Origin of the sequence: Stenotrophomonas sp. CASM110, assembly GCF_049384345.1 — a bacterium.
In the GTDB taxonomy this organism is placed as follows: domain Bacteria; phylum Pseudomonadota; class Gammaproteobacteria; order Xanthomonadales; family Xanthomonadaceae; genus Stenotrophomonas; species Stenotrophomonas muris.
The window spans coordinates 185,731-211,388 of sequence record NZ_JBMRGI010000007.1 but is presented as its reverse complement, the minus strand read 5'-3'; the positions used below and the strand labels follow the sequence as shown (position 1 = coordinate 211,388).

The window sequence follows — 25,658 nt, the reverse complement described above, 5'->3', positions numbered from 1 at the left end:
TCCACACCCCGGCACCCTCAATGCAGCCGCGGCATCGGTCCGCCGAGGTCGATCAGCTTCTCGCGCAGCCACTGCGCATCACTGGCTTCCGGGTTGCGCTTCAGGTACTGCCCCAGGTCGTGGCGGGCACCGGCCAGGTACTCCAGTTGCAGGTAGGCCAGGCCGCGGTCACGCAGCGCATCGTCCTGCTCCGGGGCGAGCTTCAGCAGGCGGTCGGCACTGCGCGCGGCGCGGTCCCATTCGCCGGCTTCGGCATACACGCCGTGCAGGTTGCGCAGCATGCGCATCAGGATCGCGCGCGCCGGCGCCGGGTCCAGAATCTGCGCCAGCACCTGGTCGTCGGGCATCTGCCCGCCCAGGTGTGACTTGGCGCGTTCGCGCAGTTCGTCCACGTCCAGCGGGCGACCACCATTGAACGGGTCCATCACCAGCACGCCGTCGTCCACCGGCAGGCGCACCAGGAAGTGGCCGGGGAAGGACACGCCGTCGAGCGGAATGCCCAGCCGCCGCGCGACTTCCATCTGCACCAGCGCCAGCGAGATCGGGTTGCCCAGCCGGCGCTCGAATACCTGGTTGAGGTAGCTGTTGCGCGGGTCGTAATACTCGTCGTGGTCGCCGCTGTAGCCCAGCTCGTCGAACAGGTGGCGGTTGATCGCCGCCATCTTCAATGGACTGTTGTCGATGCTCTCCACTTCCGAGCGGAGGTGGTCGACGTGGCTCTGGATCAGCGCATCGTAGGTCGACGGCTGCAGATCGGGGTATTCATCGCGCGCGATCAGCAGCGCGGTCGGCAACAGTGGCAGCGCCTCGTCTTCGAGGTCGGCCAGTGCATCCCAGTCGGGGAGTGTGATCCGGTCCTGCATGGCCACAGACTGGCGTCATTCGCAGGCCGTTTCAAGCGGTGCCGCGTGAAAAATGCAGGGGTCAGATCCCTTTCGCGTGCGAAGGGGATCTGACCCCTGCAGGGTTGCCGGCCAGCGGCCGGCACTACTGCGGGTGCCGGGCGCAGCCCGGCCGTACCTTACTTTTCGATGCCCGGGCCGAATTTCAGCTCCGTGCCGTCCTTCAACTGCAGCTTCTCGGCCTGGCCGGCGTTGAGTTCCAGCACGTAGCGCGCCGGGCCACCGCTGGGGTAGGGCGGGCACATGTCGCCGGCCGAGCACGGCGGTACGTCGCGCTGCTGGCTGACCAGCCTGCGCTGGCTGTCGAAGTACAGGATGTCCAGCGCGATCCTGGTGTTCTTCATCCAGTACGCCTGCATTTCTTCGCGGTCGTGGATGAACAGCATGCCGTGGTCGGCCGCCATCTGGTCGCGGAACATCAGCCCGCGCGCGCGGGTTTCGTCATTGGTGGCCAGCTCCACCTGGTAGCGGGCGCCATCCAGCTCGACCCAATGGCGGGCCGCGTCGGTGGCACAGCCGGCCAGGGCCAGCAGCGGAAGCATCAGCAGCGAACGCAACAGCGACATCGTCAGGATCCTTCGGAAGGGTCAGAGCACGACCGGCGGCTCGCCGCCGACGATCACCACGTCGGCGCGACGGCGCGCGAACAGGCCCACGCAGACCACGCCCGGCAGTTGGTTGAGCTCGCGCTCCAGCTTTTCCGGATCGGTGATCTGCAGGTTGTGGATGTCCAGGATCTGGTTGCCATTGTCGGTGACCACGCCTTCGCGCCAGGTCGGCTGGCCGCCGGTCATGTCGCGGATCTGCCGGGCGACCAGGCTGCGCGCCATCGGGATCACTTCCACCGGCAGCGGGAACCTGCCCAGCACCGGCACCTGCTTGCTCGGGTCGACGATGCAGATGAAGCGCTCGCTGGCCTCGGCGATGATCTTCTCGCGGGTCAGTGCGGCGCCGCCGCCCTTGATCAGGCACTTGTTCGGATCGCACTCATCGGCGCCGTCCACGTACAGCGACAGGTTGCCGCTGTGGTTCAGCTCGATCACTTCGATGCCGTGCTGCTTCAGGCGCGCGGTGCTCTGCTCGGAGCTGGACACGGCGCCCTTGATGCGGTGCTGGATGCGGGCCAGGGCATCGATGAAATAGGCCACGGTGGAACCGGTGCCGACACCGACGATCATGCCGTCTTCGACGTATTCGATGGCTTTCTCGGCGGCCAGGCGCTTGGCTTCGGACATGGGAGAACTCTCAGGCAGGGAATCAGGATTTCTTTTCCAGCGACAGCAGCAGCTTCCACTGCGCGGCGGTCACCGGGAACACCGACAGGCGGTTGCCCTTGGCAACCAGCGGGAAGCCTTCGCCCAGTTCCTCGGCGTGCAGCTTGATCTCGTCCAGCGCGATCACCTGCTTCAGCTTGCGGTCGAAGGCCACGTCCACCAGCATCCAGCGCGGGTTCTCGCGCGTGCTCTTGGGGTCGTAGTAGTCGGATTTTGGATCGAACTGGGTGTCGTCCGGATAGGCGGTGCTGGCCACCGTGGCCAGGCCGACGATGCCCGGCACCTTGGTATTGGAGTGGTAGAACAGGATGCCGTCGCCCACCTGCATGCCATCGCGCATGAAGTTGCGCGCCTGGTAGTTGCGCACCCCGTTCCAGGGTTCGACCTTGACCTTGGCCAGGTCATCGATGGAGAAGGCGTCCGGTTCGGACTTCATCAGCCAGTAGCGCTTGCGGGCGGTCATGCGTTCACGGGGGCAGCGGAGGGGAACAGGGTGCCGTCTTCGGTGCAGATCGCATCCACCGGCACGTCCCACGACGCCACCGGCAAGGACTCGACCTGCTGCACCGCGAACGCAGCACCGACCAGCCAGGGCGGCGCCGGCCGGTCTTGGCGGAAGGCGAAGCTGCGATCATACCAGCCGCCCCCCATGCCCAGCCGCCGGCACTGTGCGTCGAAGCCCACCAGCGGGGCCACCACCAGCGCCATCTGCGCCGGTTCCAGCGTATCGTCCAGCGCTACGTCCGGTTCGGGAATGCCGTAGCGGTTGCTGGTCAGCGCCTGCCCCGGCCGCCACGGCGCGAAGCGCAGCACCTCGCCGGCCAGCACCGGCAGGCAGTAGGTGAGGCCTTCGGGCAGTTGCAGCTGCCAGCGGTGCAGGGCGATTTCGCCATCCAGCGCCCAGTAGCCGGCCACGGCGCCTTCGCGTGGGGTGAACGGCAGGGCGAGCAGGGCATCGGCAAGGGATTCGGCGGCAGCGATGCGCTCACCGGCGGAAAGGTCGCGGCGGCGTTGCCGCAGGTCGTGGCGCAGGGCCTGGCGCGGGTCGGTCATGGCAGCGTGCGGCAAGGATCAGCCGCCATTGTGCCGGAAAGAACAAGGGCGACGCCCGAAGACGCCGCCCTTGCTGGAATATTGCATTCTCCGCAATGTCGATGCATGCGAAACGACCTTGAACCCGGGGGCTCAAGTGGGAACGCTGGAGAACCATCGGGCTTCCCGCTACAAGGCGGACCTGCACTCCCGGCGCTGTCGCGCTCCCGGTGTCGTTCTTAAGGGACAAGGCGAATGTTTGCACATGCCGTCGAGTACCGCAGAGAACGCGTGGCCATTATAGCCAGCGTGCAGGATCTGGATAGGCCGTTCGTCGGCAACAGTCCGTGCCAATTCAGATATGCGAAAAAGGGACGGAGGGGATTAAGACGTTTCCGGCACGGATGGGGCGAATGCGCCTTAATCCCCTCCGTCCCCTTTTTCTAGGGGGTGCCGTCGATCGCGCGGTCCAGACGCCTGTTCAGGTCGGCCAGCGTCTGCTGCAGGGCCACGGCCTGGCGGGCGTTCTCGTCGCGCAGCAGCTGCAGTTCGTGGGCCAGGTTCAGTGCGGCCAGCACGGCGACGCGGTCGACGGCGGCCATGCGGTTGCTGCCGCGGATTTCGCGCATGCGCGCATCGAGCAGGCGCGCGGCGGCCATCAGGCTGTCGCGTTCATCGCCGCCGACACCCACCGTGTATTCACGATCGAGGATGCGGACACTGACCGGTTCGGCGCTCATGTGTGCTGCTCCAGGGATTTGAGCCGGCTGATCATTGCTTCCACCCGCGAGCGTGCCTGCTCGTTCTTGGCCAGCAGCGTGGAACGCTCGGCCACCAGCTGTTCCTGCTGGTGGCGCAGGCTGCGGTTCTCCTCGGCCAGGCGCTGGTTGCGTTCGAGCAACGCTTCCACGCGGGCGGCGAAGTCCTGCAGCTGGGCAAGGGGATCGGCGGGTTCCATGCGGGCACGATAGGCAAGCCGGGCAAGGGCGGTCAAGCGTTGTCGCAGCAAGGCCTGGCGGCCGCAGAGAGGACGCCGCCGGGTTGCTACACTACTGGGTCTCACGGGCGCGCGCGTGCGCGCCCCGGGTTTCCTTCTCCGAACGAGCCGCACGATGACCGAACTTCCCTCCGTCGACGACGTTACCCGCGCCAGCCAGGAACTGGGCCTGGGCGCTACCGCTGCCGAGCTGCACGGTGCGCTGTGTGGCTGGCTGGCCGCCGGTGGCGCCCCCGGCAACGACTGGCCGGCACGGGTGCTGGCCGACGACAACCTGCCGCCGGTGGCCGCCGACAGCGTGCTGGGGCAGCTGCTGCAGGCGACCATCAAGCAGCTGGAAGACCGCGACTTCGCCTTCGAACTGCTGCTGACAGACGGCGACGACGTGTCCGCGCAGGCCGATGCCATGTTCAGCTGGACCCGCTCGTTCCTGGGTGGTTTCGGCCTGGGCAGCGGCGGCCGCCGCCCGACCTTGTCCGAAGAGGGTGAAGAAGCGCTGACCGACATGGCCAGCCTGGCACGCGCCTCCAGCGAGGATTTCGAAGCGGGTGGCGATGATGACGACGAAGCCCTGTCGGAGATCGAGGAGTTCATCCGCGTGGCGGTACTGCTGCTGCACGGTGACGTGGTGCTGGCCTCGCGCCATCGGCAGCGCCTGAACTGATGGACATCAAGCAGCGCACCGGCATCGCGGCCGGCGAATACAAGCGTCGGCGCCGCCAGCTGATGGACATGGCCGGCGAGGACGCGATCCTGGTGCTGCCGGCCGCGGCCGAGAAGGTGCGCAGCCTCGATACCCATTACCCGTTCCGCCAGGACTCGGACTTCCAGTACCTGAGCGGTTTCCCGGAGCCGGAGGCGGTATTGGTGCTGATCCCGGGCCGGCGCCACGGCGAGGCCATCCTGTTCTGCCGCGAACGTGATGCCGAGCGCGAAGCCTGGGACGGCAGCCGTGCCGGCCAGGAAGGCGCGGTGGCGCAGTACGGCATGGACGATGCGTACCCGATCGATGATCTGGACGACATCCTGCCGGGCCTGTTGGAAGGCCGTTCGCGCGTCTACTACCACTTCGGTCGCGACGCCGATTTCGACCTGAAGCTGATCGGCTGGGTCAACCGCGTGCGTTCGCAGGTGCGCCACGGCGCGCAGCCGCCGCATGAATTCCTTGAACTGGGCCATCTGCTGCACGAGCAGCGCCTGTTCAAGTCCGGTGCGGAAGTTGCATTGATGCACCACGCCGCGCAGATCAGCGTGCGTGCGCATCTGGCGGCGATGAAGGCTGCCAGGGCCGGCATCCACGAATACGAGCTGCAGGCCGAGCTGGAACGCGTGTTCCGCGCCAGCGATGCAGTGCCGGCGTATTGCAGCATCGTCGGTGCGGGCCGCAACGGTTGCATCCTGCATTACCGGGACAACAACGCGCGTTCGCGCGACGGCGAGCTGGTGCTGATCGACGCCGGTGCCGAGTACCGTGGCTACGCCAGCGACATCACCCGCACGTTTCCGGTGAATGGCCGCTTCAGCGCCGAGCAGCGTGCACTGCACGACCTGGTCGGCGATGCGCAGGCCGCCGCGCTGGCCCAGGCCAGGCCGGGCGTGCCGTACGAGGCCGGTCACCTGGCCGCGGTGCAGACCCTGACCGAGGGCCTGCTGCGGCTGGGCCTGCTGAAGGGGACGCTGGAAAAGAACCTGTCCGAAGGCCTGTACCAGCGTTTCTACCGGCACAAGACCGGGCACTGGATCGGGCTGGACGTGCACGATGTGGGCGATTACCGCCTGGCGGGCGATTCGCGGCTGCTGGAGCCGGGCATGGCATTCACCATCGAGCCGGGGCTGTACATCGGCGTGGACGATACGACGGTGGAACCGCGCTGGCGCGGCATCGGCATCCGTACCGAGGATGATGTGCTGATCACCGACGACGGTCATCGCGTGCTGACCGAAGGTCTGGCGCGCAGCGCCGACGAGATTGAAGCGGTGATGGCGGGGTAAGGGGTGTTCTGCAGGGCTTGCAGCCCTGCACCCGCAGAGGCAACAGCAAGAGCAACAGCAACAGCAACAGCAATAGCAACAGCGCGCATTCCGTGGGATGGCGGGGCACTGTGGGTGTGCGGGGACGCCGTGAACCCATCCATGGGGGCTTGGTCGCGGCATCCATGCCGCTCACACCCCGCAAACCCACAGTACCCCGCCTTCGACAGGTTCACGCGGCTGTTGGCAACCGCGGTTATTGGCACGCGCGGCTGTTGGTAGGTGTCGACCTTGGTCGACACGGAGCGAGCGCAGCGAGCGACCCGCTTCTGCTTTTCTTTCTTCTTTTTCCGTGGTTGGACGCAGCAGGAAACTGTCAAAGGACGGGCGGCGTGGATTTGCAGGACCGTTGGCGCCATGGATGGCGCCATCGAGCCCCCATGGATGGGTTTACGGCGTGTCCTGCAAACCCACCCCGCCCGGCCAAGCGCGGCCTTTGATATCAGCGCCCAACCACGAGGGGCTCAGCCGTTGGCCGCCGCAAACGCCGGCCGCGTCAGGTTGTCCGCCTCGCCCTCGGTGCACAGCACTTCGTCTTCAATGCGGATGCCACCATACGGACGGAAGAAATCCACGCGGTCCCAGTTGATCGCATCACCATGGCCGGCGTCCTTCACTTCGTTCAACAGCATGTCGATGAAGTACAGGCCCGGTTCAATGGTCACCACCATGCCCGGTTCCAGTACGCGGGTCAGGCGCAGGTACGGGTGGCCCGCCGGGCGCTCGATGCGGCCGCCCTCGTCGCTGGCCGCGAAACCGGCCACGTCGTGCACCTGCAGGCCGATCAGGTGGCCGATGCCATGCGGGAAGAACGCGGCGCTGACGCCGGTCTCCAGCGCGGTCTGCGGCGAGACCTTGATCACGCCGAAGTCCTTCAGCACGCCCATCAGCGAAAGATGTGCGTCCACGTGCAGCTGCTTGTAGTCGAAGCCCGGGCGCACTGCTGCGCACATCTGCTGCTGGGCGGCGTCGACGGCAGCAATCATCGCAGCGAATTCGTCGTGGCCCTGCGCGGCGTAGGTACGGGTGATGTCGCTGGCGTAGCCGTGCGCGCTGGCGCCTGCATCGATCAGGAAGCTGCGCAGCGGCTGCGGCGCCTTGCGGCCCAGCTCGGTGTAATGCAGCACGGCGGCATGTTCATTGAGCGCCACGATGTTGCCGTAGGGCAGCTCGTTGGCATCCTGGCCCACTGCCTGGCAGTACGCCATGTGGATGCTGAATTCGTCGGCGCCGTTGCGGAACGCGGCTTCGGCGGCGCGGTGGCCGCGCACGCCCAGCACCTGCGCCTGGCGCATCAGCGCGATCTCATACGGCGTCTTGCTGCCGCGGTGCCATTCCAGGTAGTTCACCACCGGTGCCGGGTTGTTCGGCACGTACCTGCCCAGCGCGCTCTGCGGCTCGCCGAGGATCGCGCAGCGCGACGGGTCGGCCGGCAGCAGGGCCAGCGCCTCTTCGGGCTTGCGGATGATGTGGATGTCGAAGTGCTCCACCCACCAGCCACTCGGTGCGTCCGGTACCACGTGCCAGTAATCGAAGGGCTGGTGGAAGATCACCGCCGGGCGCTTGCCCGGGGTGAACACGATCCAGCTGTTGGGCACCCGGGTCAGCGGCAGCCAGGCCTTGAACTGCGGATTGACCGCGTACGGGTAGTCGCGATCGTCGAACACCTGGTAGTGCAGGGTGCCGCTGGGCACGACCAGATGGTCGAAGCCGCCGCGGGCCAACGCCTGTTCGGCACGTCGGCACAGCACGGCCAGGTGGTCGGGGTACAGGGCGCCGGGGTCTTGCTGGATCATTGCGGTGGCTCGACACGGAAAACGGCCCTAGATTCTGCCGCATACCGGGAAAAACCGCTGTGCTGGAACCGGCACTCAGGCCGTCGAAACCGGTGCCTCGTCGCTGTCTTCGCCTATCCACTGGCGCAGCAGCTGCCGATGTTCGCGTGACAGGGTGAGGAAGCGGAAACCGGTCCAGCTCTGGCCGGGCACATGCGCCGGCTCGCTCCACAGCAGGTGCACGCCCACGTCAATGGCCTCGTGGCGGCCGTCACTGATCGGCAACGGGAAGCGGAACTGGTACAGCGCGTCCTCGCGCAGCGGGGTGCTGGCCAGCATCAACATGCCAGTCTCGGAGACATTGCCGAGCCGGCCCACCACGCATTCGCGCATCTGGTCGGTGACCGGTACCAGGTCCGAGACCTGGCGACGCGGCGCGCGGCGGGTGTCCTGCGGCGGTTGCACGTTCAAACGGACGCCTCCCTGTAACGGCCGCCGGCCAGCGCACGCAGCGCACCGAGGCTGGCCTGCCATGCGCGATCGACCAGCCGCCCCTTGTCTTCGGTGACCAGCTGCGCACGTCCAGCGCTGAGCTGCCGGGCCAGCGTATCAAGGTCGGTATCGGCGATCTTCTGCCCGCGCGGATTGACGAACAGGGCGTGGCCGGTCAGCAGGCTGTACCAGGACAGGCGCTGGCGGCGCAGGGTGCCGTCACCGTTGTCGATGTCGAACCAGCTGCCAAAGGGCAGGGTCACGAGCTGCTGGTAGGCCGCCTCTTCGGCGCTGCTGCGCGGCGTGCGCGGGGCGTCGGCGCTGCCGCTGGCAGCATGTTCACCCAGTCGTGCACGTGCCTTCAGGCGCGCACTGAGCTCGGTGCGCGAGGTGCTTTCATCCTCGCCTCCTGGCGTGGCCAGGCGGCGTGCAACGGCGGCGGCTTCCTCGGCGTGATAGCCGACCTGCACGAGCGCCGATTCCACCTCGCTGGCCAGCACTGCATCGGTGCCACCGTTGGCATCGACGGCCTGCGCGGTCACCGCGGCGATGCGCTCGGTCTGTAGCAGGCGTTCCTGCCACTGCGGCGAATCTTCGCCATGGCGCAGGCGGGTGAGGGTGAGTGCATCGGCCCAGGCCTGGCGCAGCAGGGTCTGCACGAAGCGCGGCGGCGCCTGTGTGTCGCAGCACTGGTCGATCTGCGCATTGGCCTGGCGACGCGCCAGTTCCAGCCGTTCCTTGCCACGCGCGGCCTCGACGTGGCGGCGCTCGGCCAGTTCGGCGCGATGGGCCGCCGCGCGCTGATGCTGCTGCACGTCTTCGTTGGCGGCGGCGAAGGCCTCGGGCGAGCGTGCATCCTGGCCGAGCAGACCCTGCACGCTCTGCGCCATGCGCTGCAGCAGCTGGGGATCCACGTCATCGTCGCCCAGCCAGTTGGCGCCGACTTCGGCAATCTGGTTGAGCAGTTCGCGTGCAGGGTGTTCATCGCGCACGAAGAAGCCGGGGTCGGCCATCGCCGCACGCGCCAGCGGTACCTGCAGGCGCGCCAGCAGGGCGGCCGGCACCGGGTCGGGGCGCTGCTGTTGCTGCACCTGCTGCATCAGCAGGCGCAGCAGGTCGAGGTTGTCGCGGTCGTGGCTGCCCAGCTGGGCCTGCGCGCCGTGCTCGCTGCGCAGCTGGGCGACCACCGCGGCCTGCAGGTCGGCGACGCCGGTGGCCGCGCTGGACTGGGCCTGCAGCCGCGCGAGGACCGCATCGACGGCCGCACTGGGCACGGCAGCGGTGTCCGCAGGAGGGGCAGTGGCATGGCGGGCCTGCTGCAGCAATTCATGCAGCGCACTGCCGGTGGACGTGGTCACGCCAGCGGTGGCTGCGCCCGGCGTACCCGCGTCGTTGAATGCGTCCTGCACCAGGTTCGACCAGGAACCGGCCGGAGCGGAGCCGTTCCAGCCGGTCAACGGCGCGGCGGAACGCTTGGCAGGCTGGGTTGTGCGGCCGCCGCCCACCGACTGGGTGATGATCCGCCGGGTGCTCGACGAGCGTGCCAGGTACGGGGTGTAGACCAGGCCCGGCAGCACGCCATGCTGGGCCAGCAGCGCATTGGCGCGGTCCAGCACATCGCCCAGGCGTTCCAGCACCTGCCGCTCGAAGCTGCGGTACAGCGCAAGCTGCACCTCCACGCCAAGGGCGTCCTGTTCGGCGATCCGGCGCACCATCGCGCACAGGGCCTGCGGTGCCAGTGGCAGGGTGTCGGCCTCGAACGCCGGCGCCGCCGCGAGCACGCCCAGGCGCTGTCCCAGCAGGTTCAACGTATTGGTTGAACGCAGGGTCTCGCGCCGGATCATTTCGGTCAGCAGCAGGTCGCGATCCACCTCGTGCTCATCGACCAGCGACAGGCCGAGCGTGCCCGGTAGCGGCGGCGGCGAAGCAGGGGCCGCAGCGGCGGTGGACGGCTCGCGCAGGCCCGCCAGCGCTTCGGCCACGGCATCGAGCATGCGGTCGGCGAAATGGCCGGCGAAGGCGTGCAGCTGGCCACGCTGGGCCATCAGGTCCGCCTGCTGCATCGGATTGCGTGCACGGTCGGCGTCGTGCAGCAGCGTCTGCTCCAGCGCTTCGACGGTCAGGATCAGGGGCGCGGCCAGCGTTTGCCGGCACAGGCCGATCAACGCACCCAGCAGTTCACGCACCCGCGATGGCAGGTCGCTGGCGGCCAGGCGTGCTTTGTCGGCAGAGGTGATGGAAAAGACAGCTGACATCGGCGAGCGGTACCCGGATTCCCGCGGATCGATCCTGTGAATCTACCGTGTCGGCCGCAGTCGGCGCTACTTTAGGCTGAACGTGTCTCACGTTCATCGGGCAGGGCCGACGGATGAACGGTAGTGCCTGCCGCTGGCCGGCAGCGCTGTCTTTACCAGAGTGCCGGCCAGCGGCCGGCACTACCCGGTATGGCGGAAGGCTTATTCCTCCAGGAACAGGCTCACCACATCGTTGGTGAACCGGCGGCCCAGCTCGGTCGGCTGCACATGACCCTCCGCCACCTCCAGCCAGCCGCGCTGGACGGCCTCGGCCAACGGAGCGTCCAGCACGCCGCGCGGCAGCCCGGTGCGCGACTCGAAATCGCGAAGGCCGAACCCTTCGTGCAGGCGCAGCAGGTTGAGCATGTACTCGAACGGCAGGCGCTCGGCTGCGATCACATCGTCACCCCCGAAAGAGGCCGGCGTGCCAGCGCTGTCCAGGTAGGCCTGCGGATGCTTCAGCTTCCAGCGGCGCAGCACGTGTTCTTCGGCGCCCGAGCTGATCTTGCCGTGCGCACCGGCACCGATGCCCAGGTAATCGCCGAAACGCCAGTAGTTCAGGTTGTGCGCGCTTTGCCGGCCGGGGCGCGCATAGGCGCTGACCTCGTACTGGCCGAAACCAGCCTGTGCCAGCAATGCCTGGCAGTGTTCCTGCATGTCCCAGGCGTTGTCTTCATCGGGAATGCCCTGCGGCGGCCGCGCGAAGAACACCGTGTTCGGTTCCAGGGTCAGCTGGTAGTGCGAGATGTGCGCCGGTTGCAGTGCAAATGCACGCTCCAGGTCGGCCTCGGCGCCGGCCAGGGTCTGTTCCGGCAGCGCATACATCAGGTCGATGTTGAAATTGTCGTAGCCCGCGTCCTGCGCCATCTTCACCGCGCGCTCGGCTTCGCCACTGTCGTGGATGCGGCCCAGGCGCTTGAGCATGGCGTCGTCGAAACTCTGGATGCCGAAGCTGAGGCGGTTCACGCCGGCCGCGCGGTAGCGGTCGAAACGGCCATGCTCGGCGGTGCCCGGGTTGGTTTCCAGGGTGATTTCGGCGTTGGGGGCAAAGCGCAGGCGCGCGCTGGCCTGCTGCAGGAAGCGGTCGATCGCTTCCGGCGGGAACAGGCTGGGCGTGCCGCCACCGAAGAACACGCTGTGCACCACCCGGCCCCAGACCAGCGGCAGGTCCTGGTCCAGGTCGCGCAGCAGTGCATCGATGTAGGCCTCGAACGGCAACTCGCCCTTGGCCTGGTGCGAATTGAAATCGCAGTACGGGCATTTGCGCACGCACCACGGCAGGTGCACGTACAGCGACAGCGGTGGCGGCACCAGCCGCGGTGCGCTGTCGTGGTCAGCGGAGCAGGCTTCGCCGGGCAGGTGGTTGCAGTGGTCGTGGGCGTGCGGCATGGGCTTCATCGGTAGTGCCGGCCGTTGGCCGGCTTCCCTGGTTCGATCAGGTCGGGCGTCAGTACAGCGTCGCCAGCTGTTGCTTGAGCTGCTGCAGGGCAACGGCACGGTGGCTGATGGCGTTCTTCAGCGCCGGCTCCATTTCCGCGGCGGTCAGGCCGTGGGTGGTGTCCAGGAACACCGGGTTGTAGCCGAAACCATTCGTGCCACGCAGCTCACGGATGATCTGCCCTTCCCAGCGGCCTTCGCAGATCAGCGGCTGCGGGTCGGTGGCGTGGCGCAGCAGCACGATCACCGCATAGAAGCGGGCACTGCGCTGGCCATCGGGAACACCGGCCATCGCGTCCAGCAGCTTGGCGTTGTTGGCAGCGGCGTTGGTCGGGTGGCCGGCATAGCGCGCGCTGTACAGGCCCGGTGCACCACCCAGGGCATCGACGATCAGGCCGGAATCATCGGCCAGCGCCGGCAGGCCGGTCGCTTCGCAGGCGGCGCGTGCCTTCAGCAGCGCGTTCTCGACGAAGGTCAGGCCGGTCTCTTCCACGTCGCCCAGGCCCAGCTCGGCGGCCGAGGTGATCTGCAGCGGCAGGTCGGCGAGGATCTCCTGCATCTCCACCAGCTTGCCAGCGTTGTGGCTGGCCAGTACCAGCTTCTTCATTGACGGGGCTCCAACAGGTCCCAGGTGTTGCCATACAGGTCGCGGAACACCGCGACCGTTGCATAGGGTTCTTCGCGCGGCGATTCCAGGAACTCGACGCCTGCGGCCAGCATCGCCGCGTGGTCGCGGTGGAAGTCGTCGGTGTTGAGGAAGAAGGCGACGCGGCCACCGGTCTGGTTGCCGATGCGGCTGCGCTGCGCCTCGTCGCTGGCACGGGCCAGCAGCAGGGCGGCGGCGCTGCCGTCGGTGGGGCCGACCACCACCCAGCGCTTGTGGCCCTGGTCGATGTCCTCCAACAGTGCGAAGCCGAGCTTGCCGGTGTACCAGGCAATGGCTTCGTCATAGTCGGCAACCACCAGGGTGGTCAGGGCAAGACGACGGTTCATGCCGACAGCGCCGCCTGCTGCGCGGCCAGCAGCTCGGCCACGCCCTTTTCGGCCAGGCCCAGCAGCGCGTCCAGTTCATCGCGACGGAAGGCGTGGCCTTCGGCGGTGCCCTGCAGCTCGATGAAGCCGCCACCGTCGTTCATCACCACGTTCATGTCGGTGTCGCAGTCGCTGTCTTCGGCGTAGTCCAGGTCCAGCACCGGGGTGCCGCGGTACACGCCCACCGATACTGCTGCAACTGCGCCCAGGACCGGGTTGCGCTTGATGTCGCCACGCTTCATCAGCACGTTCACCGCATCGACCAGGGCCACATAGGCGCCGGTGATGGCGGCGGTGCGGGTGCCACCGTCGGCCTGCAGTACGTCGCAGTCGAGGGTGATGGTGCGTTCGCCCAGCGCATTGCGGTCCACGCAGGCACGCAGGCTGCGGCCGATCAGGCGCTGGATCTCCAGCGTGCGGCCGCCCTGCTTGCCACGGGCCGCTTCGCGGTCGCTGCGGGTATGGGTGGCGCGCGGCAGCATGCCGTACTCGGCGGTGACCCAGCCTTCGCCCTTGCCGCGCAGGAAGCCCGGCACGCGGTTCTCGACGCTGGCGGTGCACAGCACGCGGGTTTCACCGAAGCACACCAGCACCGAACCTTCGGCGTGGCGGGTGAAGCCGCGTTGGATGACGACCGGGCGGAGCTGGTCGGGCTGGCGGCCGCTGGGGCGGGAGTCGGACATGGTGCGGGTTCCGTAATGGCGAGGGAGTACGCCGCCATGCCCGCGGCCTTCACGGGGCGGGCAAGGGGGCTCTGGTGAGGGCGCTAGGGTACCATTCCCCCTTTGCACGCACCGGACACATTCCATGATTCGAAGCATGACCGCCTATGCCGGCGGCGAGCGGGTCACCCCGTGGGGCACGCTGGGCTGCGAGCTGCGCTCGGTCAACCACCGCTTCCTGGAGGTCGGCACCCGCCTGCCCGAGGAACTGCGGGCGCTCGAACCGCAGCTGCGCGAGCGTATCGCCGCGCGCCTGAGCCGCGGCAAGCTGGATCTGGTGATGCGCCTGCGCGCGCCGGAGGCGGCTGCCAACCTGCAGGTGGACGAGGCCCTGCTGGGCCAGCTGGGCCGCCTGGCCCACCGCCTGACCTCCGATTTCCCGAACCTGCAGGTCAGCTTCACCGATCTGCTGCAGTTGCCGGGCGTGACCCGCGGCGAGGCCACGGATGCCGCCGCCCTGCAGGTCGAGGCGCTGGCCCTGCTGGACCAGGTGCTGGACGGCTTCGTCGAAGCGCGTGAGCGCGAAGGCGGCAAGCTGGCTGCGGCCATCAGCGAACGCGTGGACGGCATCGAACGCATCGCCACCGAAGTGCGCACCTTGATTCCGGCCATTCGCGACGGCCAGCGCGCCAAGCTGGCCGCCCGTCTGGCTGACCTGCCGCACCCGGTCGACCCGGGCCGTGCGGAGCAGGAGCTGGTCCTGTGGCTGCAGAAGCTGGACGTGGATGAAGAGCTGGACCGGCTCGGCAGCCATATCGTCGAGATCCGTCGCGTGCTCAAGCAGCGCGAGCCGGTCGGCCGCCGCCTGGACTTCCTGCTGCAGGAGTTCAACCGCGAAGCCAATACGCTGGGCTCGAAGTCGGTGGACAGCCGCACGTCCAATGCCGCGGTGGAGCTGAAGGTGCTGATCGACCAGATCCGCGAGCAGGTGCAGAACATCGAATGATGTTGCGTGCAGCGATACAGCAGGGGCGCCTTCGGGCGCCCTTGTCGTTCCAGCGCATCAGCGCACGCTGACGCCCGGCGCCCCTTCACCCAATCGCCCGACCACGGCCGCCTGGCCGAACCCTGCGTCGTGGAAGCAGGCCAGCACCGCATTCACTGCCTCCGGGGCGCAGGACACCAACAGCCCGCCACTGGTCTGCGGATCGGTCAGCAGTGGCTGCCAGTGGCCGGCCAAGCGTTCGGCGAAGCGCACTTCGGCGCCATACGAGGCCCAGTTGCGGGCGGAGGCGCCGGTCACGCAGCCGCGCTGCAGCAGCTCCAGCGCCTGCGGCAGCAGCGGCACCTGTGCACTGTCCACTTCGGCAGCGACGCCGCTGGCGCGGCACACTTCCAGCAGGTGGCCGAGCAGGCCGAAGCCGGTGACGTCGGTCATCGCGTGCACGCCGTCCAGCGCGGCCAGCGGCACGCCCACGCTGTTCAGGCGGGTAGTCGACGCGATCATCTGCCGGTAGCCCTCTGCATCCAGCACTTCTTTCTTCAGCGCCGACGAGTACACGCCCACGCCCAACGGCTTGCCCAGCACCAGCACATCGCCGGCGCGGGCATCGGCATTGCGCTTGAGCCGCTGAGGATCGAGCACGCCGATCGCGGCCAGGCCGTAGATCGGTTCCACCGAATCGATGCTGTGGCCGCCGGCCACCACGATGCCGGCGTCGGCGCAGGCACGCTCGCCGCCCTGCAGGATGCCGCGGATGGTTTCCTGCGGCAGGGTGTTGATCGGCATGCCGACGATGGCCAGCGCGAACAGCGGCCGCGCGCCCATCGCGTACAGGTCCGACAACGCGTTGGTGGCGGCGATGCGGCCGAAGTCGAACGGGTCGTCGACAATGGGCATGAAGAAATCGGTGGTGGCCACGATTGCCTGGCGATCATCGAGGCGGTACACCGCGGCGTCGTCGCTGGTCTCGCGGCCCACCAGCAGTTCGGCCGGTGCGGGAAGTGCTGGAACGCCGCGCAGCAGTTCGCTCAGCACGCCCGGCGCGATCTTGCAGCCGCAGCCGCCGCCATGCGCGAGAGAGGTCAGTCGTTGCGGGGCATCGGCCGTTGATGGGGCGGGTGACTGCGCGTGCGTGGCCATGCCGACATCTCCTGCGGAAACACGAATGGCGGAAGGCAGCAGGAGTCGAACCTACCAGGGAACGATCGACGCCCCCTACTGGGTTTGAAGCCCAGCCACATGCCCGGATGCGCATGCCTTCCGAAAGTACGGCGGTACCGGTGGGCTCAGTCGCGGGCTGCGTTCCACTGCAGGTCGCCGCGCGGCCGATGCTGGTCACCGACGCGTCGAGTGTAGCCAACGCGATTGAAGAACTCCAAGATCTGGATGCTGCGTTTGCGGCCCAGGCCGATGGCATCGCGGAAGGCCGCCGCATCCACCGCGCCGCTGGCCTGTGACAGCTGCGCGACCATCGCGGCGAGTTCCGCAATGCGCGCGGGTGCATAAAACAGGTCCGGCACCACCTGGAACAGTTCGCCACGTGCGGCGGCGCGGCGCAGGACGGCGCGGACATCGTCTTCGGTCAGTCCGAAGTCGGCGGCCAGAGTACGCACCCACGGCGGATCGAAGCCACCGGCGTGCAGTTGCGGCAGCACGCGTTCCAGCAGCAGGCGCTCGCGTTCCGGTGGCGCATGGTCATGGCCGGGCAGGCGCCACCAGGCGCCCACGCGCTGCAGTGCGCCGTCAGCGAGTAGGTCCTGCAGCAGAGCATTCCAGAGGCTGCCTGCAAGTGAGGGCAGGGTGCTGCGCTGCAGGCGCCCGCTGTCGACACCGGGTTCGTCCGGGCGTCGCTCATGCCAGCTATGCAGCGATGTGATCACCTGCTCGCGCAGCACCTCCCAGTGCGAGGCAAGGATGACCACCGTGTCCTCGCGGGTGATGATGCGCTGTGCGTCTGGAGGAAGATCGATCCGGTCGGCCGCGCGCCGGCAGTAGCGTTGCAGCGCGGCCATGGCAATGCCGAAGGGCGCCTGCTGCAACAGCGGGCCGATTCCCGCACCTGTGGCCAGCTGCTCCAGTGCGCCCAGCCAGGCGAGCCGTGCCGGGCTGCGCCGGCGCCGCTGTGGCGGGTCCGGGTCGAGCACGACGCCACCGCCCAGCGTGTGGGTCGCGGCGGAATCGCGGGCGATGAAGCGTTCACCACACATCGCACAGACCGGTGCATCGAACACCAGCTGCACCAACTGCCCATCACCTTGGTCACGGTCCTCCAGCAGCACCACATGGGCCTGCCGGTGCATCGTGCCCCAGTGGATGTGCAGGGGTGCCCAGTCGCGCAGTGGTGCTGCCCGTGCGGACAAGCGCAGGCGCACATCGACGCGGGTGGTGGCCAGCAGCGCGCGCGGGTCGGCAATCCAGTCGCCACGATGAATCTCGTCGCGGGCGATGGCGGCCAGGTTCAACGCGCAGCGCTGTCCGGCCATGGCGTGGTCACTGGCCTGGTTCTGCGCGTGGATGCTGCGTATGCGCACTTCAGTGGCGGCCGGCATCAGCTGCAGATGCTCGCCCACCGCGGTGACACCGCCATGTACCGCGCCGGTCGCCAATGTGCCGTGGCCGGCCAGCGAGAACACGCGGTCCACCGGCATGCGGAACAGCTCGCTGCGCAGCGCGGCCTGGCGCGCGTTGGCATCGCCGGCGGCCCATGCGTGCAGGTGGGCGCGCAAGGCGTTGATGCCTGCGTCATCGGGGGACGTGCTGTTGCAGGCGAACACGGGGGAACCCTGCAGCGGCGTTCCGGCCAGCAAAGTGGCAATCTCGATCTCGACCCGGGCGATGCGCGCGGCGTCCACGCGGTCGATCTTGGTCAGCGCCACCGCGCCGCGATCCACGCCCAGCAGCTGCAGGATCGCCAGATGCTCGCGGGTCTGCGGCATCACGCCGTCGTCGGCGGCGACGACCAGCAGGGCGACATCGATACCGGTGGCGCCGGCCACCATCGTGTGGACGAAGCGCTCATGACCCGGCACATCGACGAAACCCAGCATCGCGGCGGGGCCTGTGCCGTTCGCGCTTTCCACCGGGACATAGGCATAGCCCAGTTCAATGGAGATGCCGCGCGTGCGTTCTTCCTGCAGGCGATCGGTTTCGATGCCGGTCAGTGCCCGCACCAGGCGCGTCTTGCCATGGTCGATATGCCCGGCGGTGCCGACGATCATGGTTGCAGCGTGCTCCATTGGGCGAGGAAGTCCGCTTCGTCGGCCGGTTCCAGGCAACGCAGGTCCAGCCACAATGCGTCCTCGCCGATGCGGCCCAGCACCGGTCGCGGCAGCTGGCGCAGGCGCTTGGCCAGGCGGTCCAGGCCGCCACGTTGCGCAGTGGTGATGCGCAGGCCGGCACTGCCGAGCTGCGCCTGTGGCTGCGCACCACTGCCGATCTGGCTGTGCATCCGTGCCTGTTCAAGCATGTAGCCGGTCGGCAGCGCCGAGCGCAGCGGTGGCAGCAGGCGCTGGGCCTGCGCATCCATGTCCTGCTGCGTGCGCGAGAGCGTACGCAGTGTCGGCAGCCGTTGCGCCAGCAGCTCCGGCTCGCGGTACAGCGCCAGTACCGCCTCCAGCGCGGCCAGGCCCATCTTGTCCATGCGCAGCGCACGCTTGAGCGGGTTGCGGTTGATCCGCGCGATCAGGTCGGCGCGGCCGGCGATGATGCCGGCCTGCGGCCCACCCAGCAGCTTGTCGCCACTGAACGAGACCAGGTCGGCACCGGCCGCCAGTGTTTCCTGCACGGTCGGCTCGTGTGGCAGGCCGAAGGCCGCCAGGTCGCACAGGCTGCCGCTGCCCAGGTCCACCACCAACGGCAGGCCATGGTCGTGCGCGATCGCTGCCATCGCCGCGGTGTCGACCTTGGCGGTGAAGCCGGTGATCGCGTAGTTGCTGGCGTGCACCTCCATCAGCAGTGCGGTGCGCGGGCCGATGGCATGGGCGAAGTCGGCCGGGTGGGTGCGGTTGGTGGTGCCCACTTCCAGCAGCCGCGCGCCGGCACTGCGCATCACATCGGGAATGCGGAAGGCACCGCCGATTTCCACCAGTTCGCCGCGCGACACCACCACCTCGCGGCGGTTGGCCAGGCTGTTGAGCAGCAGCAGGACCGCCGCCGCATTGTTGTTGACCACGGTGGCGGCTTCGGCGCCGGTCAGCTCGCAGACCAGCGCCTGCACCCGTGCATCGCGGTCGCCGCGGCGGCCGCGGGTGATGTCGAATTCCAGGTCAACCGGTGCGGCCATCGCGCGGGTGACGGCCTGCACCGCGGACTCGGGCAGCAGGGCGCGACCCAGGTTGGTATGCAGCACGGTGCCGGTCAGGTTGAACATCGGCTGCAGGTTCAGCCGTGCATCGGCGATGAGTGCGGCATCAAGCGCCGCGACCAGTGCCGGGCCTTCAATGGCCTGATGCAACTGCTCGGCCGAGAGCTGCGTGGCACTGATGCGCTCACGCAGCGCCTGCAGATGTACGCGCAGCAACTGGGTGATGCGGCTGCGGCCGTGGCCCTCGATCAGTGTTGCCAAGGCAGGCAGGCGCAGCAACCGGTCCAGCGAGGGCAGCGCGGAAGCCGATGCCGGGGTGGGGGGCGTGGCTGTCATCGCCTCACTCGCCGTCGGATTGCCACAGCAGCGGATTCTGGCTGGCGCGTGCATAGCCTTCCTCGCCCAGCAGCAGGTCCAGCGCCAGCGTGCCAAGGTCATCAGCCACCGGTTCCAGCGACGGATCTTTTTCCAGATACAGGATCTTGCGGTAGCTGTGGCAGTGGTCGCAGGTTTCTGCACGTACCGCGCTCTCGCGCACCGCCTGGCCGGTATCGCCGTCGGCATCAGCCAGGGCGCGATAGGCGATGTCCTTGCCAGCGGCGCCACACTGGCTGCACTGCACGCGCACGTAGTGCCACTGGCAGGCGCACAACGAGCACGACAGGTAGCGGTAGGAGGCATAGGGCGGGCGGGCCTGCACCATGCTGGTCACCGGCAGGGTGCCGCACAGCGGGCACAGCCCTGGCGCATCGGCCAGCGGCTTCAGGTCGCTGGGGCGGAAGCTGGCCGCCAGTACTGCCCAATACACCTGCAACGCATTCATCACCAGCAGCGCAGCGACCGCGTCGACCGGGGGCGCGTCAGCGCGTTCCAGCACGGCGTGGGCCTGCGCATCCAGCCAGGTGTCGTCGGCGGCGGCGACGCGCAGCAATTCCTGCCGTGTTTCCGCCGGTAGCCCCGCTTCGTCGGCGCAGTGCCGGCACAGCGTGCGCAGCCAGTCGCGCCAGCGCCCGTCCAGATGAAGTGTGTTGGCGGGCCGCAACGGCATGCCGGCACTGGCGGCCGCGCTGGACTGCTGCGCGCGCGCGTGGTCCTGCAGCGCCTCGCGTTGCTGGGGTGTCAATTCCTCCAGCAGCGCCTGCTGTGCATCGGCCAATGCCGCCAGCAGCTGCAGGTAACCGCCGATGGCGCTGTGCGCGGCCAGGCTGCGCAGGCGCGCCGCGCGTGTGGCGAACAGCGACCCGGTATCAGGCAGGATGATGCGCGGCACGTCGCGCGAGGCGAGCGTCTCGATCTCACCGGGTTCAAGGATGCGTTGCGCCATGCAGGGCCAGCCAGAAGAACCAGCCTCCATCCTCGCCGTTGTCAGCGCTGGCGTCCAGCGCACTGTAGGCCATTTGAAATGGGGCCAGATCCGTTTTCCATAGGAAAACGGATCTGACCCCATCGGTTGCTGCCGTGTTCATCGTGTCGACCAAGGTCGACACCTACCAAAAGCACCGGGGAACTGTCGAAGGCGCCTCTGCAGGTGCAGGGCCGCAGGCCCTGCCGTTACCCCTCTTCCCGACGTCCGCGCAGGATGTCCCGGAACCACTGCCGGTGGTGCTTGTACGCCCACCCATAGGTCACCTTGCCCTGGGTCATCGCCCGCACCGAGCCCTTGATCCAGAGCGCCGCATAGATGTGCACCACGATCGCGCACACCAGCACCCAACCGAACAACGCATGGGCCAGCACCGAGAAGCGGATCAGCCCGATCGGGAAGAGATGGCTGAAGTATTGCCGCCAGATCACGAAGCCGGTCAGCAGCAGTGCCGACAGGCAACCAATGATCGCCCAGAACAGGAGCTTCTGGCCGGCATTGAAGCGGCCCACCGGCGGCAGCCTCTCATCCTCGTTGCGCAGCACATCGCGCATGCCGCGCATCCATGCGCGATCGTCGGCCGTCGGCAGATTGTCGCGCCACATGCGGAACGCCAGAAACGCAAAGCCGACCACCATGACCAGCCCGATGAATGGATGCAGGATGCGCGTCCACGGGCCGCCACCGAACAGCTGGGTCAGCGGAAACAGCGCGGGATGGAACAGTGCCAGCCCGGACAGCGCCGTCAGCACGAAGCAGATCGCCACGATCCAGTGATTGATGCGGGTCGGCGCGCGGTAGCGGATGATCTGCCGCGGGTGCGGGGCGTACTTCATGGCCGCTGCTCCTCTTCGATCTTCTTCGCCTCGTGTTCGGCTTCCTCTTCTTCCTCGTCATTGACCGTGTTGCGGCCGATGCCGATGTAATGCAGGAAGCCGGCGAAGGCGGTGGCGGCGATCGCCAGCACGCCCAGCGGCTTGGCCACGCCCTTCCAGACTTCCACCATCGGGCTGATCCGCGGGTCCTTGGGCAGGTCGGCGTACAGCTCCGGCTTGTCCACATGCTGCAGCACGTACATCACGTGGGTGCCACCCACGCCCTGCGGGTCGTACAGGCCGGCGTTCCCGTAGCCGCGCGATTTCAGGTCTTCCACGCGGCCGGCCGCGTGCTCGGTCATCGCCTGCTTGCTGCCGAAGGTGATCGCCCCGGTCGGGCAGGTCTTCACGCAGGCCGGTTCCTGGCCCACCGCCACCCGGTCCGAACACAGCGTGCACTTGTAGGCCTTGTGGTCCTTCTTGGAAATGCGCGGCACGTCGAACGGGCAACCGGTCACGCAGTAGCCGCAGCCGATGCAGTTCTCTTCCTGGAAGTCGACGATGCCGTTGGCGTACTGGATGATCGCGCCCGGCGACGGGCAGGCCTTCAGGCAGCCCGGGTCGCTGCAGTGCATGCAGCCCTCCTTGCGGATCAGCCACTCCAGCTTGCCCTTCTCGTCCTCGTACTCGCGGAACTTCATCACCGTCCACGACTGGTCGCTCAGGTCGGGCGGGTTGTCATAGCTGCCAACGCAGCTGCCGACCTCGTCGCGCAGGTCGTTCCATTCCATGCAGGCGACCTGGCAGGCCTTGCAGCCGATGCATTTGCTCACATCGATCAGCTTGGCGACCTGGCCGGTGTGCGCACCGCGCGCTTCCGGCGAGGGCGTGGTGGTGGCCGAGCGGCGGATGATGTCCAGCGATTGCAGTGACATGGCGTGTCTCCTACACCTTCTCGACCTTGACCAGGATGCACTTCGATTCGGGCGTCTGCGAGTTGCCGTCACCGATGGCGTTGGTCAGCGTATTGGCGATGTATCCAGGCTTGGCCGCACCGAGGAAGCCCCAGTGGATCGGCACGCCCACCTGGTGCACGGTCCGGCCATCGATCTGCAGGGCCTTGATGCGCTTGGTCACCATCGCCACCGCTTCGATGTGGCCACGCTTGGAACTGACCCGCACGCGGCTGCCGTTGCTGATGCCCAGCTCGTCGGCCAAGGCCGCGCCGATCTCGACGAACTGCTCGGGCTGGATGATGGCGTTCAACTTGCCGTGCTTGGTCCAGAAGTGGAAGTGCTCGGTCAGGCGGTAGGTGGTGGCCACATGCGGGAACTCGTCCGGCGAACCGATCTGTGCGCGATCGCTGGCGAATACGCGGGCGGCCGGGTTGTTCAGCGTCAGTGCCTGGCCGGGGCTGAGCGGATTGCTGCGCAGTGGCGTGTCGAATGGCTCGTAGTGCTCCGGGAACGGCCCTTCGGCCATGCCGGCCTTGGCGAAGAAGCGGGCGATGCCTTCCGGGTTCATGATGAACGGGCCCATCCCGCCGGCGGGATCTTCGTCGGCCTTGAAGTCCGGTACGTCCACGCTGCCCCAGTTCTTGCCGTTCCAGGCCAGCAGCGTGCGGCGCGGGTCGAACGGCTGGCCGGCCACGTCGCACGACGCGCGGTTGTACATCACGCGGCGATTGGCCGGCCACGCCCAGGCCCAGCCCAGCGTGTTGCCGATGCCGGTGGGGTCGCTGTTGTCACGCCGCGCCATCATGTTGCCGGTCGGGCCCCAGGCACCGATGTAGATCCAGCAGCCCGACGCGGTGCTGCCATCGTCGCGCAGGTCGCCGAATGCGGCCAACTGCTCGCCGGCCTTGCGCACCAGCCTGGTCGGATCCTTCGGATCGAACACGTCGGCCAGCGCCTTGCCGTTGTATTCCATCGCCAGCTCTTCCGGCGTCGGCAGCTCCGGGTTGGAATACTTCCAGGCCAGGTCGCGCACCGGCTCCCACCACGCACCGCCGTCCTTCTCGTACATCGCCTTGATGCGATGGAACAGCTCGGACATGATCTCGATGTCGCTGCGCGCTTCACCCGGCGGATTGGCGCCCTTCCAGTGCCACTGCAGCCAGCGCGAGGAGTTCACCACCGCGCCGTTCTCCTCGGCGAAGGACGTGGTAGGCAGGCGGAATACTTCGGTCTGGATCGTGCTCGGGTCGACGTCGTTCAACGCGCCGTGGTTCTGCCAGAAGGCGATGGTCTCGGTTTCCAGCGGGTCCATGCTGACCATGAACTTCAGCTTGGAGAACGCGCTGATCAGCTTGCCCTTGTTAGGCGCCGAGGCCAGCGGGTTGAAACCCTGGCAGATGTAGCCGTGGATCTTGCCCTCGTTCATCAGCTCGTACGCCTGCAGCATGTCGTACGGCTTGTCGAGCTTGGGCAGGTAATCGAAGCACCAGTTGTTGTCGGCGGTGGCGGCATCGCCCCACCACGATTTCATCAGGCTGACGTGGAACTTCGGATAGTTCTGCCAGAACGACATCTGGTTGGCGCGCAGCGGCTTCTGCGTGCGCTTGGCGATGTAGGCGTCGTAGTCCTGTTCGTCCTGCCTCGGCAGCGTCAGGTAGCCGGGCAGCAGGTCGGACATCAGGCCGATGTCGGTCAGGCCCTGGATGTTGGAATGCCCGCGCAGCGCGTTCATGCCGCCACCGGCCACGCCGATGTTGCCCAGCAGCAGCTGCACCATGGTGCCGGCACGCACGTTCTGTGCGCCGATCGAGTGCTGCGTCCATCCCAGCGCGTACAGGATGGTCATCGCCTTGTCCTTGCCGGCGGTGGACGCGATCATGTCCCAGATCTGGCGGATGCTGTCGGCCGGCGTGCCGCAGATGCGCTCGACCATCTCCACGGTGTAGCGCGCGTAGTGTTGTTTCAGCAGGTTGTAGACGCAGCGCGGGTCCTTCAGCGTCGGGTCGCTGCGTACGTAGCCGTCGTCACCGTAGGCGTAGTCCCAGCTGGAACGGTCGTAGCTGCGCTTCTCTTCGTTGTAACCCGAATACAGGCCGTCCTTGAAGGCGAATTCGTCCTTCACCAGGAACGGCATGTCGGTGTAGTTCAGCACGTACTCGTGCTGGATGCGGTCCTCGGTCAGCAGGTAGTTGATCAGGCCGCCCAGGAACACGATATCGGTACCGGTGCGGATCGGCGCGTACACGTCGGCCACCGCGGCCGAGCGGTTGAAGCGCGGATCGACCACGATCAGCCGGGCCTTGTTGTGGGCCTTGGCCTCGGTCACCCATTTGAATCCGCACGGGTGTGCCTCGGCGGCATTGCCACCCATGATCAGGATCAGGTCGGCATTCTTGATGTCGACCCAGTGGTTCGTCATCGCACCACGGCCTAGCGTCGGGGCAAGACCTGCCACCGTCGGGCCGTGTCAGACACGTGCCTGGTTGTCGAATGCCAGCATGCCAAGGGAGCGGACGACCTTGTGGGTCAGCACCGCGGTTTCATTGCTGGTGGCCGAGGCCGCCAGCATGCCGGTGGTCAGCCAGCGGTTGACCGTCTGCCCGGCTTCGTTCTTCTGCACGAAGTTGGCATCGCGGTCTTCCTTCATCAGCCGCGCGATGCGGTCCAGCGCATCGTCCCAGCTCAGCCGCTTCCACTCGTTGGAGCCCGGTGCCCGGTACTCGGGGTAGAGCAGGCGCGACTTGCTGTGGATGATGTCGGCCAGGCCGGCGCCCTTCGGGCACAGCGTGCCGCGGTTGACCGGATGGTCCGGGTCACCCTCGATATGGAAGATGCTCGGCTCGGCGTTCTTGGCGCCGTCGCCGAGGCTGTACATCAGGATGCCGCAGGCCACCGAACAGTAGGTACAGGTGTTGCGGGTCTCGGTCGCGCGGGTCAGCTTGTACTGCCTGACCTCCGCGAGCGCGATGCCGGGCGCGAAGCCCATCAATGCCAGGCTGGAGCCGACCAGGGTTGTCCCGGTCACTTTCAGGAACTGGCGGCGGCTCATCGATGGCATGCCGTTCTCCTGGGATGGCGGGGAGGCACGGGCCTCCGGGCTGTCGTTGGGTACGGCCCGGTTATAGCACAGGCCCCCGCACGCCCATGTGGCACAAGGCCCGGCGCCGGCGGGGCGGGCGCGCAACGGGGCCGCTCTGGTAAAGTTGCGTGCCCGCCCCCCGGGGAAGCGTCTGCCGGGCCTGGTTCCAGGATGTTCCGCGCAGCCCCCGCCGTCCTGGCGCGATCCTCCG

24 protein-coding genes, 1 tRNA gene and 1 other RNA gene are annotated in these 25,658 nt (G+C 67.7%); 3 read left to right on the top strand and 23 right to left on the bottom strand.

The features are described from left to right. Positions 1-17 precede the first annotated feature (17 nt). The 8 genes from VG561_RS08265 to VG561_RS08230 all read right to left on the bottom strand — a co-directional run bounded on the left by VG561_RS08265 (position 18) and on the right by VG561_RS08230 (position 4,166). Positions 18-863 carry a SirB1 family protein gene (locus tag VG561_RS08265; RefSeq protein WP_024957828.1) on the bottom strand — a complete coding sequence of 282 codons (846 nt, stop codon included), beginning with the start codon at positions 861-863 and terminating at the stop codon, positions 18-20. Positions 864-1,021: 158 nt separating this feature from the next. After that, a complete protein-coding gene (locus tag VG561_RS08260) occupies positions 1,022-1,468 on the bottom strand; it encodes a DUF192 domain-containing protein (protein ID WP_014648292.1) in 447 nt (148 codons plus the stop codon). A 21-nt stretch (positions 1,469-1,489) separates the two neighbouring features. After that, entirely contained in the window at positions 1,490-2,137 is a 648-nt protein-coding gene (rpiA, locus tag VG561_RS08255) for a ribose-5-phosphate isomerase RpiA (RefSeq protein ID WP_014648291.1), read from the bottom strand. A gap of 22 nt (positions 2,138-2,159) precedes the next feature. After that, positions 2,160-2,639, bottom strand: a complete 480-nt coding sequence (locus tag VG561_RS08250) for an EVE domain-containing protein (protein ID WP_014648290.1) — start codon at positions 2,637-2,639, stop codon at positions 2,160-2,162. Continuing rightward, the gene (locus VG561_RS08245; protein ID WP_423179526.1) at positions 2,636-3,229 is read right to left on the bottom strand and encodes a 5-formyltetrahydrofolate cyclo-ligase; all 594 of its coding nucleotides are present in this window, start codon (positions 3,227-3,229) and stop codon (positions 2,636-2,638) included. Before VG561_RS08245 ends, VG561_RS08250 begins: the two co-directional genes overlap by 4 nt. An 83-nt stretch (positions 3,230-3,312) precedes the next feature. Next, a non-coding RNA gene (gene ssrS, locus VG561_RS08240) (6S RNA) lies at positions 3,313-3,498 on the bottom strand. 153 nt (positions 3,499-3,651) lie between these two features. After that, positions 3,652-3,948 carry a cell division protein ZapA gene (locus tag VG561_RS08235; protein WP_005410899.1) on the bottom strand — a complete coding sequence of 99 codons (297 nt, stop codon included), beginning with the start codon at positions 3,946-3,948 and terminating at the stop codon, positions 3,652-3,654. After that, entirely contained in the window at positions 3,945-4,166 is a 222-nt protein-coding gene (locus tag VG561_RS08230; protein ID WP_005410898.1) for a TIGR02449 family protein, read from the bottom strand. The genes VG561_RS08235 and VG561_RS08230 overlap by 4 nt, the downstream gene beginning before the upstream one ends. 154 nt (positions 4,167-4,320) lie before the next feature. Here VG561_RS08230 and VG561_RS08225 point away from each other — a divergent pair, with 154 nt between their 5' ends. Together VG561_RS08225 and VG561_RS08220 are read left to right on the top strand one after the other, a co-directional pair. Then, positions 4,321-4,869 carry a YecA family protein gene (locus VG561_RS08225; protein WP_014648288.1) on the top strand — a complete coding sequence of 183 codons (549 nt, stop codon included), beginning with the start codon at positions 4,321-4,323 and terminating at the stop codon, positions 4,867-4,869. 5 nt (positions 4,870-4,874) lie between these two features. Next, a complete protein-coding gene (locus VG561_RS08220) occupies positions 4,875-6,197 on the top strand; it encodes an aminopeptidase P N-terminal domain-containing protein (RefSeq protein WP_087786593.1) in 1,323 nt (440 codons plus the stop codon). Between the two features lie 503 nt (positions 6,198-6,700). Here the strand turns inward: VG561_RS08220 and pepQ are convergent. The 7 genes from pepQ to rph form a co-directional block, all read right to left on the bottom strand. Further along, positions 6,701-8,032, bottom strand: a complete 1,332-nt coding sequence (gene pepQ, locus VG561_RS08215; protein WP_134809242.1) for a Xaa-Pro dipeptidase — start codon at positions 8,030-8,032, stop codon at positions 6,701-6,703. A gap of 75 nt (positions 8,033-8,107) precedes the next feature. Beyond that, a complete protein-coding gene (locus tag VG561_RS08210; RefSeq protein WP_049440486.1) occupies positions 8,108-8,482 on the bottom strand; it encodes a PilZ domain-containing protein in 375 nt (124 codons plus the stop codon). Further along, positions 8,479-10,758, bottom strand: coding sequence for a DUF1631 family protein (locus tag VG561_RS08205; RefSeq protein ID WP_423179525.1), 2,280 nt, complete (start codon positions 10,756-10,758; stop codon positions 8,479-8,481). The genes VG561_RS08210 and VG561_RS08205 overlap by 4 nt, the downstream gene beginning before the upstream one ends. Positions 10,759-10,959: 201 nt before the next feature. After that, entirely contained in the window at positions 10,960-12,186 is a 1,227-nt protein-coding gene (hemW, locus tag VG561_RS08200; RefSeq protein ID WP_014648283.1) for a radical SAM family heme chaperone HemW, read from the bottom strand. A 58-nt stretch (positions 12,187-12,244) separates the two neighbouring features. Next, entirely contained in the window at positions 12,245-12,841 is a 597-nt protein-coding gene (gene rdgB, locus VG561_RS08195; RefSeq protein WP_032956061.1) for an RdgB/HAM1 family non-canonical purine NTP pyrophosphatase, read from the bottom strand. Further along, positions 12,838-13,227 (bottom strand): VOC family protein, encoded by a 390-nt coding sequence (locus VG561_RS08190; RefSeq protein WP_134809244.1) that lies wholly within the window; start codon positions 13,225-13,227, stop codon positions 12,838-12,840. The genes rdgB and VG561_RS08190 overlap by 4 nt, the downstream gene beginning before the upstream one ends. After that, positions 13,224-13,949, bottom strand: coding sequence for a ribonuclease PH (gene rph / locus VG561_RS08185; protein ID WP_014648280.1), 726 nt, complete (start codon positions 13,947-13,949; stop codon positions 13,224-13,226). Before rph ends, VG561_RS08190 begins: the two co-directional genes overlap by 4 nt. A 124-nt stretch (positions 13,950-14,073) precedes the next feature. Here rph and VG561_RS08180 point away from each other — a divergent pair, with 124 nt between their 5' ends. After that, the gene (locus tag VG561_RS08180; RefSeq protein WP_005410888.1) at positions 14,074-14,934 is read left to right on the top strand and encodes a YicC/YloC family endoribonuclease; all 861 of its coding nucleotides are present in this window, start codon (positions 14,074-14,076) and stop codon (positions 14,932-14,934) included. A gap of 57 nt (positions 14,935-14,991) precedes the next feature. Here VG561_RS08180 and selD read toward each other — a convergent pair whose 3' ends face one another. The 8 genes from selD to fdnG form a co-directional block, all read right to left on the bottom strand. Continuing rightward, positions 14,992-16,071, bottom strand: a complete 1,080-nt coding sequence (gene selD / locus VG561_RS08175) for a selenide, water dikinase SelD (protein ID WP_197574858.1) — start codon at positions 16,069-16,071, stop codon at positions 14,992-14,994. A gap of 26 nt (positions 16,072-16,097) precedes the next feature. Then, positions 16,098-16,193 (bottom strand) — tRNA-Sec (locus tag VG561_RS08170). Positions 16,194-16,217: 24 nt separating this feature from the next. Beyond that, positions 16,218-18,149 carry a selenocysteine-specific translation elongation factor gene (gene selB / locus VG561_RS08165; RefSeq protein ID WP_423179524.1) on the bottom strand — a complete coding sequence of 644 codons (1,932 nt, stop codon included), beginning with the start codon at positions 18,147-18,149 and terminating at the stop codon, positions 16,218-16,220. Further along, positions 18,146-19,570: an L-seryl-tRNA(Sec) selenium transferase gene (selA, locus tag VG561_RS08160; protein WP_075076008.1), complete on the bottom strand. Its 1,425-nt coding sequence runs from the start codon at positions 19,568-19,570 to the stop codon at positions 18,146-18,148. Before selA ends, selB begins: the two co-directional genes overlap by 4 nt. A gap of 4 nt (positions 19,571-19,574) precedes the next feature. Next, on the bottom strand, positions 19,575-20,558 hold the full coding sequence (gene fdhE, locus VG561_RS08155; RefSeq protein ID WP_032956068.1) for a formate dehydrogenase accessory protein FdhE: 984 nt from the start codon (positions 20,556-20,558) through the stop codon (positions 19,575-19,577). A gap of 227 nt (positions 20,559-20,785) precedes the next feature. Continuing rightward, positions 20,786-21,433, bottom strand: a complete 648-nt coding sequence (locus VG561_RS08150; RefSeq protein ID WP_241887078.1) for a formate dehydrogenase subunit gamma — start codon at positions 21,431-21,433, stop codon at positions 20,786-20,788. Further along, entirely contained in the window at positions 21,430-22,347 is a 918-nt protein-coding gene (gene fdxH, locus VG561_RS08145; protein WP_014648273.1) for a formate dehydrogenase subunit beta, read from the bottom strand. Before fdxH ends, VG561_RS08150 begins: the two co-directional genes overlap by 4 nt. A gap of 10 nt (positions 22,348-22,357) precedes the next feature. Further along, positions 22,358-25,426 (bottom strand): formate dehydrogenase-N subunit alpha, encoded by a 3,069-nt coding sequence (fdnG, locus tag VG561_RS08140; protein ID WP_152906956.1) that lies wholly within the window; start codon positions 25,424-25,426, stop codon positions 22,358-22,360. Between the last annotated feature and the right edge of the window lie 232 nt (positions 25,427-25,658).